Genomic DNA, 16,675 nt, shown 5'->3' on the forward strand with positions numbered 1-16,675 from the left:
ATGGCGCGTTCCCTTGCGACTGGTCGGCGCGGTTGCCACGATGGCGGGGGGCGATCACGCCCGCGAAGGGGGAACTTCATTCCATGGATCAGAAGCCGGCCACGAACACCATCCGGGCACAGCAGGCGGGGGCGCTCGCGCAGCTGCCGTTCGACGACACGCGTGATTTCGACGACGCGGATCGCGGATTCATCGCGGCGCTCGAGCCCGGGGTCGTGCGCAACGACGCCGGCGATGTCGTGTGGGACAACGACAGTTACGCCTTCCTCGAGGGAGATGCGCCCGACACGGTGCATCCGAGCCTCTGGCGGCAGTCGCAGCTCGTCGCGCGACAGGGCCTCTACGAGGTCGTCGAGGGCATCTACCAGCTGCGCGGCATCGATCTCTCGAACATGACGATCGTCGAGGGCGACACGGGCATCATCGTGATCGACCCGCTCATCTCGACCGAGACCGCCGCAGCCGCGATCGCGCTGTACCGCGCGAACCGCGGCGACCGAAAGGTCGTCGCCGTCATCCACACGCACTCGCACGTCGACCACTTCGGCGGCGTCTTCGGCGTGACCACGCAGGGCGAGGTCGACGCGGGCACGGTGCAGATCATCGCCCCCGAGGGCTTCGTCGAGCACGCCGTCGCCGAGAACGTCTACGCCGGAACGGCGATGGCCAGGCGCGCCGGCTACATGTACGGTGCGGCGCTCGAGCGCGGGCCGCAGGGCGCCGTGGGCGCCGGCCTCGGCCAGACCACGTCGACCGGTGTGATCGGCATGATCGTGCCGACGCTCGAGATCACGACGACGGGTGAGACGCACACCGTCGACGGCGTCGAGATCGAGTTCCAGATGGCGCCCGGCACCGAAGCGCCGTCGGAGATGCACTTCTACTTCCCGCGCTACCGCGCACTCTGCATGGCCGAGAACGCGACGCACAACCTGCACAACCTGCTGACGCTGCGCGGAGCAGTCGTGCGCGATCCGCACGTGTGGTCGCAGTACCTCACCGAGGCGATCACGCGGTACGCCGACCGCACCGACGCGGTCTTCGCCTCGCACCACTGGCCGACGTGGGGCCGCGAGAACATCGTCGAGTTCCTGTCGGTGCAGCGCGACCTCTACGCCTACCTGCACGACCAGACGTTGCGGCTCGTCAACAGCGGCTACACCGCCGCCGAGGCCGCTGAGAACTTCGAGATGCCGCCGGCGCTCGAGCGGGCGTGGCACACGAGGGGTTACTACGGCTCGGTGAGCCACAACGTCAAGGCGATCGTGCAGCGCTACCTCGGCTGGTTCGATGGCAACCCGGCGCGCCTGTGGCCGCACCCGCCGGCCGCGATCGCGACGCGCTACGTCGACGCGATCGGCGGCGTCGACCGCGTGGTCGAGCTCGCACAGGCCGCGTTCGACGCCGGCGACTTCCGTTGGGCGGCGACCCTGCTCGACCACGCCGTCTTCGTCGACGAGCACCACGAGGCCGCTCGGGCGCTGTACGCAGACACGCTCGAGCAGCTGGCCTACGGCTCGGAGAACGGCACGTGGCGCAACTTCTTCCTCTCCGGAGCGACCGAGCTGCGCGTCGGCAACTTCGGCACCCCGACGAAGACCAGCGCCCCCTCGATGCTGGCCCAGCTCAGCCCCGAGCAGTTGCTCGACGCGATCGCGATCAAGATCGACGGGCCGAAGGCGTGGGACCTCGACCTGTCGTTCGCGATCGTGCTCACCGACCTCGATCGCCGGTTCCGGATCACGCTCCGCAACGGCGTGCTGATCTACCTCGAGGACGGCGCGGGTGACGTCGAACTGACCCTCAGCCTCACGAAGGGCCGCCTCCTGGCGCTCCTCGGCGGCGACTCCACGTCGGCCGGCGTCGCGACCGAAGGCGACGCCTCGGTGCTCGAGCGGCTGCTCGGGGTCATCGACCCGGGCGACGAGGCGTTCGCCATCGTCACGCCGTAGACACGGCAGACAGAGGGAAGGGGGCGGATGTCACGGACATCCGCCCCCTTCGTCGTCGGTGCCGAACGAGCCCGCCTGGGCAGGCGGCGGTCAGCCGAGCAGGTCGTGCAGGGTGACGATCTCGTCGCGCCCGGGGCCGACGCCGATGGCCGAGATGCGGGAACCACTCATGGCCTCGAGTTCGCGAACGTACGACTGCGCGTTCGCGGGCAGGTCGGCGAACTCGCGAGCACCCGAGATGTCTTCGGTCCAGCCGGGGAACTCCTCGTAGATCGGCTTCGCGTGGTGGAAGTCGGACTGCGAGACCGGCACCTCGTCGAAGCGCTCGCCGTCGACGTCGTAGGCGACGGCGACGGGGATGCGGTCGATGCCCGTGAGGACGTCGAGCTTGGTCAGCACGAAGTCGGTGACGCCGTTGATGCGCGACGCGTACCGGGCGATGGGGGCGTCGTACCAGCCGGTGCGGCGCTTGCGCCCGGTGGTCGTGCCGAACTCGTGCCCCTGCTCGGTGAGGAAGTCGCCCCACTCGTCGAAGAGCTCGGTCGGGAAGGGGCCGGCGCCGACGCGGGTCGTGTAGGCCTTGACCACCGCGATGACGCGGTCGATCTTGTTGGGCGCGATGCCGGAACCGGTGATCGCCCCGCCGCTCGTCGCGTTCGACGAGGTCACGAACGGGTAGGTGCCGTGGTCGACGTCGAGCATGGTCGCCTGACCGCCCTCGAAGAGCACCGTCTCGTCGCGCTCGAGCGCCTGGTGCAGCAGCAGGGCGGTGTCGGTGACCATCGGGCGCAGTCGGTCGACGTACGCGAGCAGCTCGTCGACGATCTCGTCGACGGCGATCGCGCGACGGTTGTAGATTTTCACGAGCAGGTGGTTCTTCTGGTCGAGCGCACCCTCGACCTTCTGCCGCAGGATGTTCTCGTCGAAGAGGTCTTGCATGCGGATGCCGACGCGATTGATCTTGTCGGCGTAGGCGGGCCCGATGCCCCGGCCGGTGGTGCCGATCTGGCGCTTGCCGAGGAACCGCTCGGTCACCTTGTCGAGGGTGCGGTGGTACTGCGTGATGAGGTGGGCGTTCGCCGAGACGCGCAGCTTCGAGACGTCGACGCCCCGTGCCTCGAGGCCTTCGAGCTCTTCGAAGAGCACCTCGACGTCGACCACGACGCCGTTGCCGATGACCGGCGTGACGCCCGGCGTCAGGATGCCGGACGGCAGCAGGTGCAGGGCGTACTTCTCGTCGCCGATGACGACGGTGTGTCCGGCGTTGTTGCCGCCGTTGAACTTGACGACGTAGTCGAGGCGCGAGCCGAGCAGGTCGGTCGCCTTGCCCTTGCCCTCGTCGCCCCACTGTGCACCGATGAGTACGGCCGCGGGCATGTCAGTCCTCTCCTGCCGCGTCGGACGCGGCGGGTTCGGCGACGACGTCGCCGGTCTGTGCGACGGATGCCGCGTGGTTGTTGGCTGCGTCGACGGCGATGTCGTGAGCGCTGACGATCGAGATCAGCTGGGTCGGGGTGAACTCCGACGCGATGCGGGCCGGGGCCTCGGGGTCGGCGGCGGCGAGCTCTCCGGCCAGGTCGCTCGCACGCTCGTCGAGGCCGAGGCTCTCGGCGGCACGGCGCTGGGTGTCGAGGGCGCGCAGGTAGGCGCGGTTGGGCTCGTCGGACCACGAGACGGGGTGGCCGAGCGTCCATCCGCCGGCGACGAGTTGCGCGCGGGCGAGGTCGGCCGCCACGGACGCGAAGGCGAAGGACTCGATGGCGCGCCCCTCGGAATCGGCGAGGTCGGCGAGTTCGGTCCAGGCGAGCGGCGACGACGGATGCTCCGCGACGACCGATGCGACCGACGTGCGATCGCCCTCGGCGAGCGCCTGGCGCACCTCGGGTTCGTCGGCGAGCGAGGCCTCGGGCTCCGGTGCTGATTGGTCTGGAGTCACACTCCACCTTATCGCGAGGGCCTTCTCGCGCCCGAGAGGCGCACGAACGAGGGGCCGGACCGATCGGCCCGACCCCTCGCAGCGACATCCGCTCGGTTCGCCTACTGCACGACGTTCAGCGCATTGATGTTGCCGGCTCCGTAGAAGCCGTTGCGCTCGCCGCCGGTGCAGACGGCCGGGTAGCCCGGGCGCGGCTCGTACACGCCGACGGGGCACGGCAGCGCCTCGGACGTGCGTTCGAGCAGCGACGCGAGTGCGCCCGGCTTCATGCCCGGGTGCGCCGACACGGCGAGCGCCGCGACGCCGGCCACGTGCGGACCGGCCATCGACGTGCCCTGCTTGTAGCCCCATTTCCCACCGGGATAGATGGTCGAGAGCACGCCGTCGCTCGGGGTCGAGGTGGCTCCACCGGTGCGGAAGCGGGTGTCGCCGCCGGGAGCCGTCACGTCGACGACGCCGAGGCCGTACGACGAGTAGTAGCTCTTCAACTCGGTCGGGCCGACCGCGGAGACGGTCACGACGCCGGGCGCTTCCGCCGGCAGGTCGCGGCACGCGCCCGTGATGGTGCGGTCCTCCACCGGGTAGCTGCCGTCGTTCGGGCTCGCCGAGTCGACGAACTTGTGCTGCAGGTCGACGTTGCTGTTGCCTGCCGAGGCCACCGTGAGGGTGCCCTGCGCCGTGGAGTACGCGAGCGCGCGCTGCACGGCCTGCCAGACCGGCCGCTGGCGCGGGTCGTTCACGCAGTTGAACTCCCACGGGTCGATGAAGTAGCTGTTGTTCGTGACCGGCATGTCGTGGTCGGCCGCCCACAGGTAGCCGCAGATCGCCGCCTCGGGGAAGATGAAGCCGTCGTCGTTGACGACCTTGACCGAGGCGACCTTCACGCCGGGCGCGACGCCAACGATGCCGACACCGTTGATGGCGGCGGCGATCGTGCCGGCGACGTGCGTGCCGTGGTCTGAGGTCGAGGGGCTCCACGCGGACTCCGCCGTGTCGACGACGCCGCCGATGCACGAGGCGCTCTGGTCCTTCGCGACCTGCGTCGCGAGGTCGGGGTGGGTCGCGTCGATGCCGGAGTCGAGCACGCCGACCACGACCGACGGATCGCCCGTCGTGATCTCGTGCGCCTGGTCGACGTCGATCTGCTGCATGTCCCACTGCAGGTTCCAGTACTGCTCGCCGGTCGGGTCACCGGCGGCTTCGACTGCGGATGCGTCGAGGGCGACGCTCTCCTCGTCGTCGACGAGCGTCGTGCCGAGCCCGTCGGTCGACGCGACCGACTGGACCCCCGCTCCGGCGACCGCGGTGGCGAACGCCGTGTTCGTGGATCGCACCACGAGGACGCCGATCTGGCCGTAGGAGGCCACGACCGTGCCTCCCGCGGCGGCGACGCGGGCCTCGGCCTTCGCGACGCTCTTGCCCTGGGGCGCGAGCACGAGGTAGCTGGTCTCCGGCCCGGTCGCGGCGACGGCTGGAGCCGCTGCTGCGCCGATGAGGCCGATGGTCAGGGCGGCGGCTGAGGCCACCCCGATCACTCTGGATTTGTACATCCCTGTCTCCGTTCGATGCGACTGGAGTTCCGCGGGCCGGGTCGGCCGACGGCCCGGCCCGTCCAGAGGTGCGACGAGCGGCGGCAACGGTGATGCAGCACGGCCGGGTGGCGCGAGTCTATTGCCGCGCACGGGGGATGGCTAGGGCCGGCCCACGAAGCGCCGCCGTCAGAGGGCACGACCGCCAAGTAGGCTGGAGGGCATGTCGAAAGTCCTCTCCAGCCTGCCCGTCGGCGAACGCGTCGGCATCGCCTTCTCCGGCGGCCTCGACACCTCGGTCGCGGTCGCGTGGATGCGCGAGAAGGGTGCGGTGCCCTGCACCTACACGGCCGACCTCGGCCAGCCCGATGAGCCCGACGTCGAGGCCGTTCCCGGCCGCGCCATCGAGTACGGCGCCGAGATCTCGCGCCTCGTCGACTGCCGGGCCGCGCTCGTCGAAGAGGGCCTCGTGGCGCTGCAGTGCGGCGCCTTCCACATCCGCTCGGGCGGCAAGGCGTACTTCAACACGACGCCCCTCGGCCGCGCGGTCACCGGCACGCTGCTCGTGCGCGCGATGCTCGACGACGGCGTCGACATCTGGGGCGACGGCTCGACCTACAAGGGCAACGACATCGAGCGGTTCTACCGCTACGGCCTCATGGCCAACCCGCGACTGCGCATCTACAAGCCGTGGCTCGACGCCGACTTCGTCACCGAACTCGGCGGCCGCGCCGAGATGAGCGAGTGGCTGCAGCAGCGCGACCTCCCCTACCGCGCCTCCGCCGAGAAGGCGTACTCGACCGACGCGAACATCTGGGGCGCGACGCACGAGGCCAAGGTGCTCGAGGAGCTCTCAGAGGGCATCACGACGGTCGAGCCGATCATGGGCGTGAAGTTCTGGGACGAAGCCGTCGAGATCGAGACGGAAGACATCACGGTGCGCTTCGAGCAGGGCCGCCCGGTCGCGCTCAACGGCGTCGTGTTCGACGACGCCGTCGCGCTCGTGCTCGAGGCCAACGCCATCGGCGGCCGCCACGGCCTCGGCATGAGCGACCAGATCGAGAACCGCATCATCGAGGCGAAGTCGCGCGGCATCTACGAGGCACCGGGCATGGCCCTGCTGCACATCGCCTACGAGCGCCTCCTCAACGCGATCCACAACGAAGACACGATCGCGAACTACCACAACGAGGGCCGCCGTCTCGGGCGCCTCATGTACGAGGGCCGCTGGCTCGACCCGCAGTCCCTCATGCTCCGCGAGTCGATCGTGCGCTGGGTCGCCTCCGCCGTCACGGGCGAGGTGACGCTACGCCTCCGCCGCGGCGACGACTACACGATCATGAACACGACGGGTCCCGCGCTCAGCTACCAGGCCGAGAAGCTCTCCATGGAGCGCGTCGGCGACCAGGCGTTCGGCCCTGAAGACCGCATCGGGCAGCTCACGATGCGCAACCTCGACATCGCCGACTCGCGCGCCCGGCTCGAGCAGTACGCGAGGCTGAACCTCGTGGGCGGCGCGACCGCGGCGCTCGTCGGCGACCTCACGGTCGGCGATGCCGCGCAGATCCTCGCGGGTCCTGCGGAGTCCGAGCTCGAAGCGGCGACGGATGCCGCGAACGAGGCCTCGGCGTTCGACCTCGGCACCGACTGAGTCGCTCGGCACCGATCGAGTCGGCGCGCACGCGGCGCGAGATCACTCGGGCGAGCCGTCCCCCCGGCCGGCCCACCCGAGCTGTCGATCGCTTCCCCCTGCTGATCGACCACCGAGTCGAGCACCAGCTCAGCTCGGAGGACGTTCCCCTGTGCAGCCGTTCTCGGCGAAGTCGGGGTCGCCGCGCCCCTCGAACCACGTCGGGGTGCCGTGGTCGTCGTACCAGAAGCCCGGGTACACGTCTTCGTCGTCCTGGTGCTTCGCATGCGCCTTGACGACGGCGATCTTGTCGGTCTCGATGTAGACGAACGGGTTCTTGGCGCTGTGGGTCGCGTGGCAGTACGGCACCTTGTGGTCGCCGTCGACCGGCGACGTCGCGTTGGCCGCGACACCGGCGCCGAGCACGCTGAGGGCGATGAACGGAACCGCCGCGAGCCCTGCCGTGAGACGGCGTGAGATGTTGGACATCGGTGAGTCTCCCCTCGACTCGGATCTGGGGGTGCCGCTCCCTGCGGGAGCGCCCCACCCGGTGCGGATGCCGAGGTGGCCGGTATCGCGCACACCTGAAGGGTAGGCCGATGCGAAGCGGGCGTCGTACCCCAAACCGGGGGACGTCACCGAGCAGAACCGGGGGACGTCACGCAGCGGCGCGGTCGAGCGCGCCGACGGGGAATCTTCCGTCAGGCGGCGGTCTGCTGGTGCGCCGCAACCCTCCACGAACCGCCCTCGATGAGGTAGGTCGTCGACATCCGCAGGTTCACGGTGTCGTCGCCCCTACGGGCCTCGGCCCGGTAGACGAGGATGCCGGCGCGATCGCCGAGCCGGATCACGGCCGGTTCGTGCAGGTGGTACTCGTCCCACGGCGGAGCGCTCCGCATCGCGGTCAGGATCTCGTCGCGCCCGAACGCGGCTCCGTCGACGATCATGAGCGCGTCACGGGTCATCGCGCGCTGGTAGTGCTCACCGCCCCGGCCCTCGACGATCGCCCGCCATCCGGCGTGTTCCTCGTGCATGAGTCGAGCGGGCAGATCATCGGTGATCTCGGTCATGCCCCAACGGTAACCGCGAACGGATGCCGCGGGAAGAGGCTGCGCGAAAGGACCGCTGGAAGCCGGCGGTCAGAGCCATCCCTTGCGCTTGAAGAGCCCGTACAGCACGCCGGCGAAGGCGAGCATGAGCGCGACCGCGAACGGATAGCCCCAGGGCTTGTCGAGCTCGGGCATGTGCGTGAAGTTCATGCCGTAGATGCCGGCCACGAGCGTCGGCGCGAAGATGATCGCCGCCCAGCTCGAGACCTTCTTGGCCTGCTCGCTCTGGGCGACGGCCGCTTCGGAGAGCACCTTCGTCTCCTCGTTCTGCCGCTGCGCGACGAGTGCGGAGTGCACCTGCAGCGCGTTCTGCAGTAGCTGCCGGAACGTGTCGCCGCGCTCGACGATGCGGATCACGTGGTCTTTCACGTCGCGCAGGTACCGCTGCAGCTCGAGGTCGATCGCGTACTTCTCGAAGCCGCGCTCCAGCGCGTCGAACATGCCCACGAGCGGCCTCGTCGCGCGCTGGAACTCCATGACCTCGCTCGCGAGGTCGTAGATGCGCCTGGTGACGACGGGGTCGCCCGAGAAGAGCTGCTCCTCGATCTCGTCGATGTCGTTCTCGAGACCCGCGTCGACCGGCGCGTACTCGTCGACGACCTCGTCGAGCACGGCGTAGAGCACCGCCTCGGGGCCCTTGGCGAGCAGCTCCGGCGCGGCCTCGAGCCGACGGCGCACACGCGCGAGGTTCGGCGACTCCGCATGGCGGATCGTGATCGCGAAGTCGGGGCCGATGAACACGTGCAGCTCGCCGAACTCGACTTCCTCCTCGGCGTCGAGGTAGCGCGCGGGGCGCAGCACCACGAAGAGCGTGTCGCCGTAGCGTTCGAGCTTGGCCCGCTGGTGGCCCTTCCGTGTGTCCTCCACGGCGAGCTGGTGCAGGCCGAACTCCGCGGCGAGCGCGTCGAGCTCGGCATCGCTGGGACGGTAGAGCCCGATCCAGGCGAAGCCGCCGTGCTCGGCGCGCTGCTCGAACGTCTCGTCGAGGCTCGTCGGAGTCGCGACGCGCGTGCCGTCGCGGTAGATCGCGTTGTCGATGACCGTCATCGGGCCAAGTCTGTCAGGCCTCCGGCACGGCGTGGGTCAGCGCCCACGCCAGGCCTCCGGCACCGCGTGCGTCAGCACCCACGAGTGCATGGCGATCGCGGCCGCGGCGCTCGCGTTCAGCGAGCGGGTGGAACCATACTGCGTGATCTCGACGATCGCGTCGGCCGCGTCGGTGGCCTCGGCCGAGAGGCCCGGCCCCTCCTGCCCGAAGAGCAGCACGCAGCGCTCGGGCCACGCGAACGCCTCGATCGGCACGGAGCCCTCGACGTTGTCGACGGCGATCACCGGCACGGATGCCTCGTGCGCCCATTCGGCGAAGGCCGCGACATCCGGGTGGTAGACGACGTGCTGATAGCGGTCGGTGACCATCGCGCCCCGCTTGTTCCAGCGTCGGCGGCCGATGATGTGCACGGTATCGGCGGCGAAGGCGTTGGCGCTCCGCACGATCGAGCCGATGTTCATGTCGTGCTGCCAGTTCTCGATGGCGACGTGGAACGGGTGCCGGTGCTCGTCGAGGTCGGCGACGATCGCGTCCATGCGCCAGTAGCGGTAGCGGTCGATGACATTGCGCGTGTCGCCGTGCTCGAGCAGCTCGGGGTCGAAGTGCGGATCCTCCGGCCACTCCGCCTCGCCGCCGGGCCACGGCCCGACGCCGTGGGTCAGCGGCGGCTCGCCGCTCGATTCGCTGGGCTCTGCGTTCACCCTGCCACGCTATCCCGCCTTCCGGCGTCGCTACTGCACCTGATCGGTCGGGCGGACGAGGATCTCGTTGACCGAGACGTGCTCGGGCTGGCCGAGCGCGTAGATGATCGCCGCCGCGATGTCGTCGGGACGGAGGGTGCGCATCGACGCCGCGATCTCTGCTGCTGCAGCCTGCATGGTCGGATCGGTGATGTGGCTCGTGAGCTCGGTGTCGACGAATCCCGGTTGGACCACGATCACCCGGACGCCCCGACGGGTGACCTCCTGGCGCAGCGACTCGGAGAAAGCGCTGATGCCGAACTTCGTGGCGGCGTACACGCCGCTGCCGAGCGAGGCCGAGCGTGCGGCGGTCGACGACACCTGCACGACGGCGCCCTTCGACTCGAGGAGGAACTGCAGGGCGGCGTGCACCGCGTACATCGAGCCGAGGAGGTTGGTGTCGACCATTCGCCGCCATTCACTCACGTCGGCACCGAGGATCAGGCCGCTCTGCATGAGCCCTGCGTTGTTCACGAGCGCGTCGAGGCGGCCGAAGTGGCCGACCGTATCGACGACGGCGCGCTGCACCGACACCGGGTCGGTGACGTCGAGCTGCAGCGGCACGACCTCGCCGGCTGCCGCCTCGACCAGGGAGGCGAGGCGATCGATGCGGCGAGCGCCGATGGCGACCTGCGCACCGGCCGCCGACAGTGCCAGCGCCGTGTCGCGGCCGATGCCGGACGATGCCCCGGTGACGAGCACGACCTTTCCCTCGAGCGGGCGTTGCACATCACGGGATGCTTCGGAGTTCACTGCGGGTCCTTTCAGCGGTGTGTTCTGCCGGCGATCGCGTTACGCCGGCGTGCCCTCGAGTGCCACGTTCGGCCGACCGCCGGCGTCGATCCACTCCTCGTATCGAGTCGTCGCGATCGTCGCGTCGGGGCCGGGCAGCAGCTCGCGCTCGTCGAGGTCGGTGCCGAAGTACCGGGCGAGCGGATCGACCCGCACTTCGCGGAGGTCGTTGCGGTCGCGGAGCCGGCGTCGCACGAGCTCCTCGAGGCGGAACTGCTCCGGACCGGCGAACTCGACGACGCGGTTCACCGGCTTGCCGACGGCGACCGTCGCCACGGCGGCGGCGACGTCGTCAGCGGCCATCGGCTGGAAGAGCGCCCGCGAGAGCCGCACGACGTTCCGGTCGGTGCCGGCGTCGGCGATGTTCGCGATGAACTCGAAGAACTGGGTCGCGTGCACGATCGAATAGGGCCGCCCCGACTGGCGGATGAGCCGCTCCTGCGCCGCCTTCGCAGCGAAGTAACCGCCCTCGGTGCGCGCGAGCCGGTCGGTGCCGACGACCGAGAGCGCGACGTGATGCGCCACGCCCGCCGCGGCGCCGTACGTGAGGAGGTTCAGTGTCGAGCCGTAGAAGAACTCGTTCGCGCCCGCCTCGTCGAGGTAGTCGGAGTTCGAGACGTCGATGAGCGCCTCCGCACCGGCGAGGGCCTCTGCGAGACCCTCGCCGGTGTAGGAGTTGACGCCGGTCGCGCGTGACGCCACGACGACGTCATGGCCGTCGGCGATGAGCTGCGCCACGAGTCGCGTGCCGATGAGGCCGGTGCCGCCGATGACCGAGATGCGCATGGCGGGCTACTTCACCGGGGCCGACTGCGCGGCGAGCCATTCGGCGAACGTCGTCGTCGACAACTGCGCGTCGGCGCTCAGCGGCACGAGCTCGGTGCCGGTCAGCTTCGTGCCGAAGTACGGCGCCTCGGGGTCGCCGATCACGGTGCGGGGGTCGCCCTTCGCCGTCAGGCCGACGCGAACGAACTCGTCCTGGCCGAAGCGCTCGGGCCCGCCGATCTCGAGGGTGCCGTTGATCGGGTCGCCGGCGGCGACCCGGGCGACGGCGGCCGAGACATCCGCTGCCGCGATCGGCTGCATGAGGCCCGTGCTCAGCCGCGCCACGCCGTCGACGGTCGCCTCGTCGGCGATGCGTCCGGCGAACTCGAAGAACTGGGTGGCGCGCACGATCGAGAACGGAAGCCCAGACTCCTCGATGAGCTGCTCCTGTGCGACCTTGGCGCGCAGGTAGCCGCTGCTCGGCAGGAGTTCAGCGCCCACGATCGAGAGGGCCACGTGGTGGGTCACGCCGGCTGCACGCTCGGCCGCGAGCAGGTTCGAGGTCGACGTCGTGAAGAACGCGAGCACGTCGTCGTCGGCGAACGACGGCGAGTTCGACACGTCGACGACGACGTTCGCACCCACGAGCACCTCGGGGAGTCCCTCACCGGTGATGGTGTTCACGCCCGAGTTCGGCGATGCCGCGATCGCCTCGTGGCCGTGCTCGACGAGGTGCTCGACGACCTTGGATCCGATGAGGCCGGTGCCTCCGATGACGACGATCTTCATGACTGGGTGCCTTCCGTCGGGGCCGCGGCGGATCCGCTGCCGTCATGAAGCTCAGACCGGGCGCCCATCGGATCTGTGACGGGATTCTCGGAATCCGCTCAGTCGATCTCGGGTCTGCGGCGATTCCAGCCGGCGAGCTTCCGGGGTGAGGTGCAGAGCCACAGCCGTGCGATCGCGGCCGTGCCGTCGATGCTGAGCACACCGACGACCTCGCCGTTCGGCCGTCGGAGCGCCAGACCCGCCTGCCCGTTGACGTGCACGGTGACCCACGAGGCATCCGGATGCCTCGCCTGCTGATCGCGCAGCCCACGGACGACGCGTCCGCGGTCACGCAGCTCTCCCCCCGCCTCGTCGCCCGAATCGACGACCATGCACACGTCGCGGTTCAGAGCACCCGCCAGTGCGAGCTCGTCTCCATGATCGAGCGCGGCGCGCAGGCGGGCAGCGAGGTCATACGGCGGCACGAGCGGTCACAGCCCCGAGTTTGCCGGGGTTCATCATCCACAGGACCTGGTCGATGCCCTGTGCACCGATGACCAGGGTGACCACGGCGAAGGTGGCGCCGTCCTTCGAGAGCATCACCGACGCCTGGCCGTTCGTCTCGGCCTCGGTGATGTCCACGCCGTTCCAGAAATGCGTGTGGAAGGCGCGCACGAACTTCGCGACGCGCTCGCGCCCGATCACCGGGAACTTGGAGGCGCGCACGACCCCGCCGCCGTCGGTGTACGAGACGACGTCTTCCGAGAGCAGCTGCTCCAGCTGGATGAGGTCGCCGGTCTTCGCCGCCGCCAGGAACGCCCCGAGCAGTCGTCGCTGTTCGGACTGCGGGACCTCTCGACGGCGCTCACCGGTGAGATGCTTCCGAGCGCGCGAGACGAGCTGCCGGGCGGCAGCCTCGGAGACCTGCACGATCTCGCAGATCTGCTCGTACGGGTAGGCGAACGCCTCGCGCAGCACGTAGGCGGCCCGCTCCGTCGGGGTGAGGCGCTCGAGCATGACGAGCACGGCGAAACCGAGCGCCTCGGCACGCTCGGCACCGAGCGTCGGGTCGGCGCTCGTGTCGACCGGTTCGGGCAACCACGGGCCGATGTAGGTCTCACGCTGGCTCCGCGCCGACTGCAGGGCATTGATCGCGAGGCGGGTCGTGGCCGTCGCGAGGAATGCGGGCGGGTCCTGCACGACCGTGCGGTCGGTGCCCTGCCATCGCAGCCACGCCTCCTGCACGATGTCCTCGGCCTCGCTCGCGCTGCCGAGCATGCGGTACGCGATGCCGAAGAGCCGCCCGCGCACGGCCTGGAAGGCGGCGAGCGCCTCGTCGAGGTTCGCTTCCATGATCTGATCCTGTCAGTCGGTGGAGGACGACAGCAGTCCTTTCCAACTGAGACCGGAGAGCACGCGCGGTTGTGACAGCATTCTGGAAATCGATTCGGGAACTCCGAGCACCACCCGCTGCTGCGGGTGCGCGGGACCGGAAGACGGGTCGCGCGCACCCGGCAGCGATCGGCGAACGCCGCCTACGCGGCCGCCCGGTTGCCGCTCACTCCGCGCACGGCTTCGAGGATCGTGGCGGCCACCGCCTCGGGCTGCGAGACGCTGACGGCGTGGGAGGCACCCGTGAGCTCGGTCGTGCCACGCGAGCCCGCCCGCTGGGCGCCGGCCCGGTGCACGGCGACCGGGATGTTGCGGTCCTCGCTGCCGAAGACGTGCCATGACGGGCGGTCCTTCCAGCCGGGGATCGCCGCCTGCACGGCGTCCGTGAGCGCTGCCTCGGTCACCGGGCGCTGGGTCGCACCCATGAGGCCCGCGACCTGCACGGGCACGTCGGCGGCGAACTGGTCGCGGAACGCGGGGCGGCGGATCACGAACTCATTGCCCCCCGTCGAGACGGGGCGCACGTCGAGGGCGTCGCCCAGCGTCGAGCCGGGCTCGCTCGCCGAGAGCGAGAAGGCGCTGTCGCCGGGTTCGGGCACGAACGCCGCGGCGTAGACCAGGCCGACGACCTGGTCGTTGCCTGCGGATGCCTCGCTGATGACGAGCCCGCCGTACGAGTGGCCGACGAGCACGACCGGCCCATCGATCGAGGCGATCACGTCGCGAACGTACGCGGCGTCGCCGGCGAGGCTGCGCAGCGGGTTGGCGACCGCGACCGAGGTGACACCCTCGGCGTAGAGTGCCGCGATGACGCCGTTCCAGCTGGCGGACTCGGCGAATGCGCCGTGCACGAACACGACGGTCGGCTTCTGATCTGACATGGCTGTTCCCCTTCTCGAACCGTTCCCGCCGTCTGCGGGGCGGTAACAGCTGAGACCGGACACGACGGCGTGTTGTGACCGGGGCCGGAGGCACGCGTCGTCCGGCCGGTCGGTCACAACTCCGCCATCCGCTCGGTCATTGCTCATGACAGGCTCGGCCGAGTCGTGAGGCAAGAGCGGGAGTACCGGGTTTCAGGTGGCTTCGTCAGAGGTTGCGCCAAGCAGACCACGACTGGTCCCACCCGCCGCCGTGCCTGTCGCCATTCGTGATCGAACGTTGGAGGACATGATGAGCGCAACCGATCGTGATCAGCGGATCGAGTACCCCGATTCGGCCGGATATCCCGACGGGGCGGGCTTCCTCGACGAGGGCACCGTGGCCCTCGTCGACGAGGAGACGACCCGCTCCATCCAGGACGTCGACCGCCCCTCGGCCGATACCGCGTCGGAGATCCGGCTGGTCCATCGCTCCGAGGAGCACGTGTACGCCGCGATCATCGACGACCGGCAGATCGCGAGCTTCCGCTACGACGTCGTGGACGGCCGCATCATCGTGCTCACCACGACGGTCGCGCCCGAGTTCCGCGGGCGCGGCATCGCCGCCGATCTCATCGCGGACGCGCTCGACGACCTCCGCGACCGGGGGCAGCGCATCACGGTGCGGTGCCCCGTCGTCGCGGCCTTCATCGCCGAGAATCCGCAGTACGCGGATCTGCTCGCTCCTGAGCAGATCTGACCGCAGCGGCGCGGACGCGTGGCCGCACGGCGCGGCGCGCGGTGTCCCGGATGCCGACGCCGGAGATCACGCCGCCGATGAGCATGGCGATCGCCGACGAGGCCACGAGCCGGTGGAAGCTGTCGAGGTCGATGCTCACCGATCCGCCCAGGGATGCGGCGAGTGCGACGGCGATCAGGCCCGCGATCCGGGAGACCGCGTTGTTCGTCGCGGAGGCGATGCCCGCGTGCGCCGGTTCGACCGCGCCGAGGATCGTCGCCGTGAGCGGGGCGACCGTCACGGCCATGCCGAGGCCGAAGACGATCACGGCCGGAAGCACCTGCGTGAGGTAGTCGGCCTCGTCGGTGATGGCGAGCATCAACGCGAAGCCGCCGCCCGCGATGACCGGCCCCGCGCCCATCAGGAGCCGGGTTCCGACGCGGCCGCTCAGCCGCCCGATGTACGCGGACAGGCCGATCAGCACCAGGCTCGACGGGATCATCGCGAGACCGGTCATCGTCGCCGAGTACCCGGCGCTCTGCTGCAGGAACACCGCGAGCGCGAACGTGCCGAGCGAGAGCCCGGCGTAGACGAAGAACGTCGCGACGTTGCCGACGGAGAAGTTCCGCGCGCGGAAGATCCCCATGGGCAGCATCGGCTGCGACGTGCGGAGCTCCCACGCGATGAACCCGATCAGGCTGATGACCCCGACGACGAGCGCACCGATGATGATCGGCGACTCCCACCCGAATCGGGGTTGCTCGATGAGCACGAACACGGGGAGTCCGAGCCCGGCGACCCCGAGCAGCGCGCCGACGACGTCCACGTGAGCCGCCGAGGAGCGGGGCGGATCCTGCTCGAGGCGGTGCGCGAGCACGACGCCGAGGGCGATGGGCAGCACGTTGATGCCGAACACCCATCGCCACGACAGCGCATCGACGAGCACTCCGCCGAGCGCCGGCCCGGCGATCGAGGCGATGCTCGTGAACGCCGTCCAGATCCCGATCGCACGGTTCTGCTTCCCGGTGCTGAAGGCGTCGAGGATGAGAGCGAGCGAGCTCGGAACGAGGAGGGCGCCGAAGACGCCCTTCAGGCCCCGCATGAGGATCAGCGTCTCGACCGTCGGCGCGATCGCGCAGGCCACCGAGGTGAGCCCGAATCCGATGAGTCCGGTCAACAGCACGCGCCTGCGACCGAACGCATCGGAGAGGGAGCCGGCGAGCAGGATGAACGCGCCGAGGCTCAGCAGGTACGCGTCCACCACCCACTGCTGCGAGGGGAGTCCCCCGCCGAGCTCGGCGCTGATCGCGGGCAGGGCCACGTTCACCGCGCTCCCATCGAGGAACGCGGCGAACGAGGCGAGGATCGCCACCACCAGCACGGTGCGCTGAGGCGCGGTCATCCACGTGGTCGTCATT

General features: G+C 69.9%; 17 protein-coding genes. 3 read left to right on the top strand and 14 right to left on the bottom strand.

All coding sequences use genetic code 11. The features are described 5' to 3' along the window. Positions 1–83: 83 nt before the first annotated feature. On the top strand, positions 84–1,952 hold the full coding sequence (locus ASD23_RS14845; RefSeq protein ID WP_056012161.1) for an alkyl/aryl-sulfatase: 1,869 nt from the start codon (positions 84–86) through the stop codon (positions 1,950–1,952). 90 nt (positions 1,953–2,042) lie between these two features. On the opposite strand, the gene ASD23_RS14850 is transcribed toward ASD23_RS14845, so the two are convergent. The 3 genes from ASD23_RS14850 to ASD23_RS14860 form a co-directional block, all read right to left on the bottom strand. Continuing rightward, positions 2,043–3,329: an adenylosuccinate synthase gene (locus ASD23_RS14850; RefSeq protein WP_056012164.1), complete on the bottom strand. Its 1,287-nt coding sequence runs from the start codon at positions 3,327–3,329 to the stop codon at positions 2,043–2,045. A 1-nt stretch (position 3,330) separates the two neighbouring features. Beyond that, the gene (locus tag ASD23_RS14855) at positions 3,331–3,888 is read right to left on the bottom strand and encodes a DUF3151 family protein (RefSeq protein WP_056012167.1); all 558 of its coding nucleotides are present in this window, start codon (positions 3,886–3,888) and stop codon (positions 3,331–3,333) included. A gap of 101 nt (positions 3,889–3,989) precedes the next feature. After that, complete coding sequence (locus ASD23_RS14860; RefSeq protein ID WP_056012170.1) at positions 3,990–5,438, bottom strand: S8 family peptidase; 1,449 nt, start codon at positions 5,436–5,438, stop codon at positions 3,990–3,992. Positions 5,439–5,640: 202 nt separating this feature from the next. On the opposite strand from ASD23_RS14860, the gene argG reads away from it, so the two are divergent. After that, positions 5,641–7,068, top strand: coding sequence for an argininosuccinate synthase (argG, locus tag ASD23_RS14865; protein WP_056012173.1), 1,428 nt, complete (start codon positions 5,641–5,643; stop codon positions 7,066–7,068). A 129-nt stretch (positions 7,069–7,197) separates the two neighbouring features. Here the strand turns inward: argG and ASD23_RS14870 are convergent, their stop codons facing one another. The 10 genes from ASD23_RS14870 to ASD23_RS14915 form a co-directional block, all read right to left on the bottom strand. Beyond that, positions 7,198–7,536 (bottom strand): hypothetical protein, encoded by a 339-nt coding sequence (locus ASD23_RS14870; protein ID WP_056012176.1) that lies wholly within the window; start codon positions 7,534–7,536, stop codon positions 7,198–7,200. Between the two features lie 212 nt (positions 7,537–7,748). Continuing rightward, a complete protein-coding gene (locus tag ASD23_RS14875) occupies positions 7,749–8,117 on the bottom strand; it encodes a nuclear transport factor 2 family protein (RefSeq protein WP_056012179.1) in 369 nt (122 codons plus the stop codon). 69 nt (positions 8,118–8,186) lie between these two features. After that, on the bottom strand, positions 8,187–9,203 hold the full coding sequence (locus ASD23_RS14880) for a magnesium and cobalt transport protein CorA (RefSeq protein WP_056012182.1): 1,017 nt from the start codon (positions 9,201–9,203) through the stop codon (positions 8,187–8,189). Between the two features lie 36 nt (positions 9,204–9,239). Beyond that, positions 9,240–9,905: a TrmH family RNA methyltransferase gene (locus ASD23_RS14885; RefSeq protein WP_056012185.1), complete on the bottom strand. Its 666-nt coding sequence runs from the start codon at positions 9,903–9,905 to the stop codon at positions 9,240–9,242. A gap of 30 nt (positions 9,906–9,935) precedes the next feature. Further along, entirely contained in the window at positions 9,936–10,697 is a 762-nt protein-coding gene (locus tag ASD23_RS14890) for an SDR family NAD(P)-dependent oxidoreductase (protein ID WP_235507758.1), read from the bottom strand. 39 nt (positions 10,698–10,736) lie between these two features. Then, positions 10,737–11,522 (bottom strand): SDR family oxidoreductase, encoded by a 786-nt coding sequence (locus ASD23_RS14895; RefSeq protein WP_056012188.1) that lies wholly within the window; start codon positions 11,520–11,522, stop codon positions 10,737–10,739. 6 nt (positions 11,523–11,528) lie between these two features. Continuing rightward, on the bottom strand, positions 11,529–12,290 hold the full coding sequence (locus ASD23_RS14900) for an SDR family oxidoreductase (RefSeq protein ID WP_056012203.1): 762 nt from the start codon (positions 12,288–12,290) through the stop codon (positions 11,529–11,531). Positions 12,291–12,388: 98 nt separating this feature from the next. Continuing rightward, positions 12,389–12,754, bottom strand: coding sequence for a hypothetical protein (locus ASD23_RS14905; protein ID WP_056012206.1), 366 nt, complete (start codon positions 12,752–12,754; stop codon positions 12,389–12,391). Continuing rightward, on the bottom strand, positions 12,741–13,622 hold the full coding sequence (locus ASD23_RS14910) for an RNA polymerase sigma-70 factor (protein ID WP_056012209.1): 882 nt from the start codon (positions 13,620–13,622) through the stop codon (positions 12,741–12,743). Before ASD23_RS14910 ends, ASD23_RS14905 begins: the two co-directional genes overlap by 14 nt. 182 nt (positions 13,623–13,804) lie before the next feature. Then, the gene (locus tag ASD23_RS14915) at positions 13,805–14,542 is read right to left on the bottom strand and encodes an alpha/beta fold hydrolase (protein WP_056012212.1); all 738 of its coding nucleotides are present in this window, start codon (positions 14,540–14,542) and stop codon (positions 13,805–13,807) included. Between the two features lie 289 nt (positions 14,543–14,831). Between ASD23_RS14915 and ASD23_RS14920 the strand changes: the two genes are divergently transcribed. Next, on the top strand, positions 14,832–15,278 hold the full coding sequence (locus ASD23_RS14920; RefSeq protein WP_162248755.1) for a GNAT family N-acetyltransferase: 447 nt from the start codon (positions 14,832–14,834) through the stop codon (positions 15,276–15,278). On the opposite strand, the gene ASD23_RS14925 is transcribed toward ASD23_RS14920, so the two are convergent. Further along, on the bottom strand, positions 15,226–16,674 hold the full coding sequence (locus tag ASD23_RS14925; RefSeq protein WP_235507759.1) for a DHA2 family efflux MFS transporter permease subunit: 1,449 nt from the start codon (positions 16,672–16,674) through the stop codon (positions 15,226–15,228). The genes ASD23_RS14920 and ASD23_RS14925 overlap by 53 nt on opposite strands. Position 16,675: the final 1 nt, after the last annotated feature.

It is taken from the genome of Agromyces sp. Root1464, from assembly GCF_001427265.1.
Classification (GTDB): domain Bacteria; phylum Actinomycetota; class Actinomycetes; order Actinomycetales; family Microbacteriaceae; genus Agromyces; species Agromyces fucosus.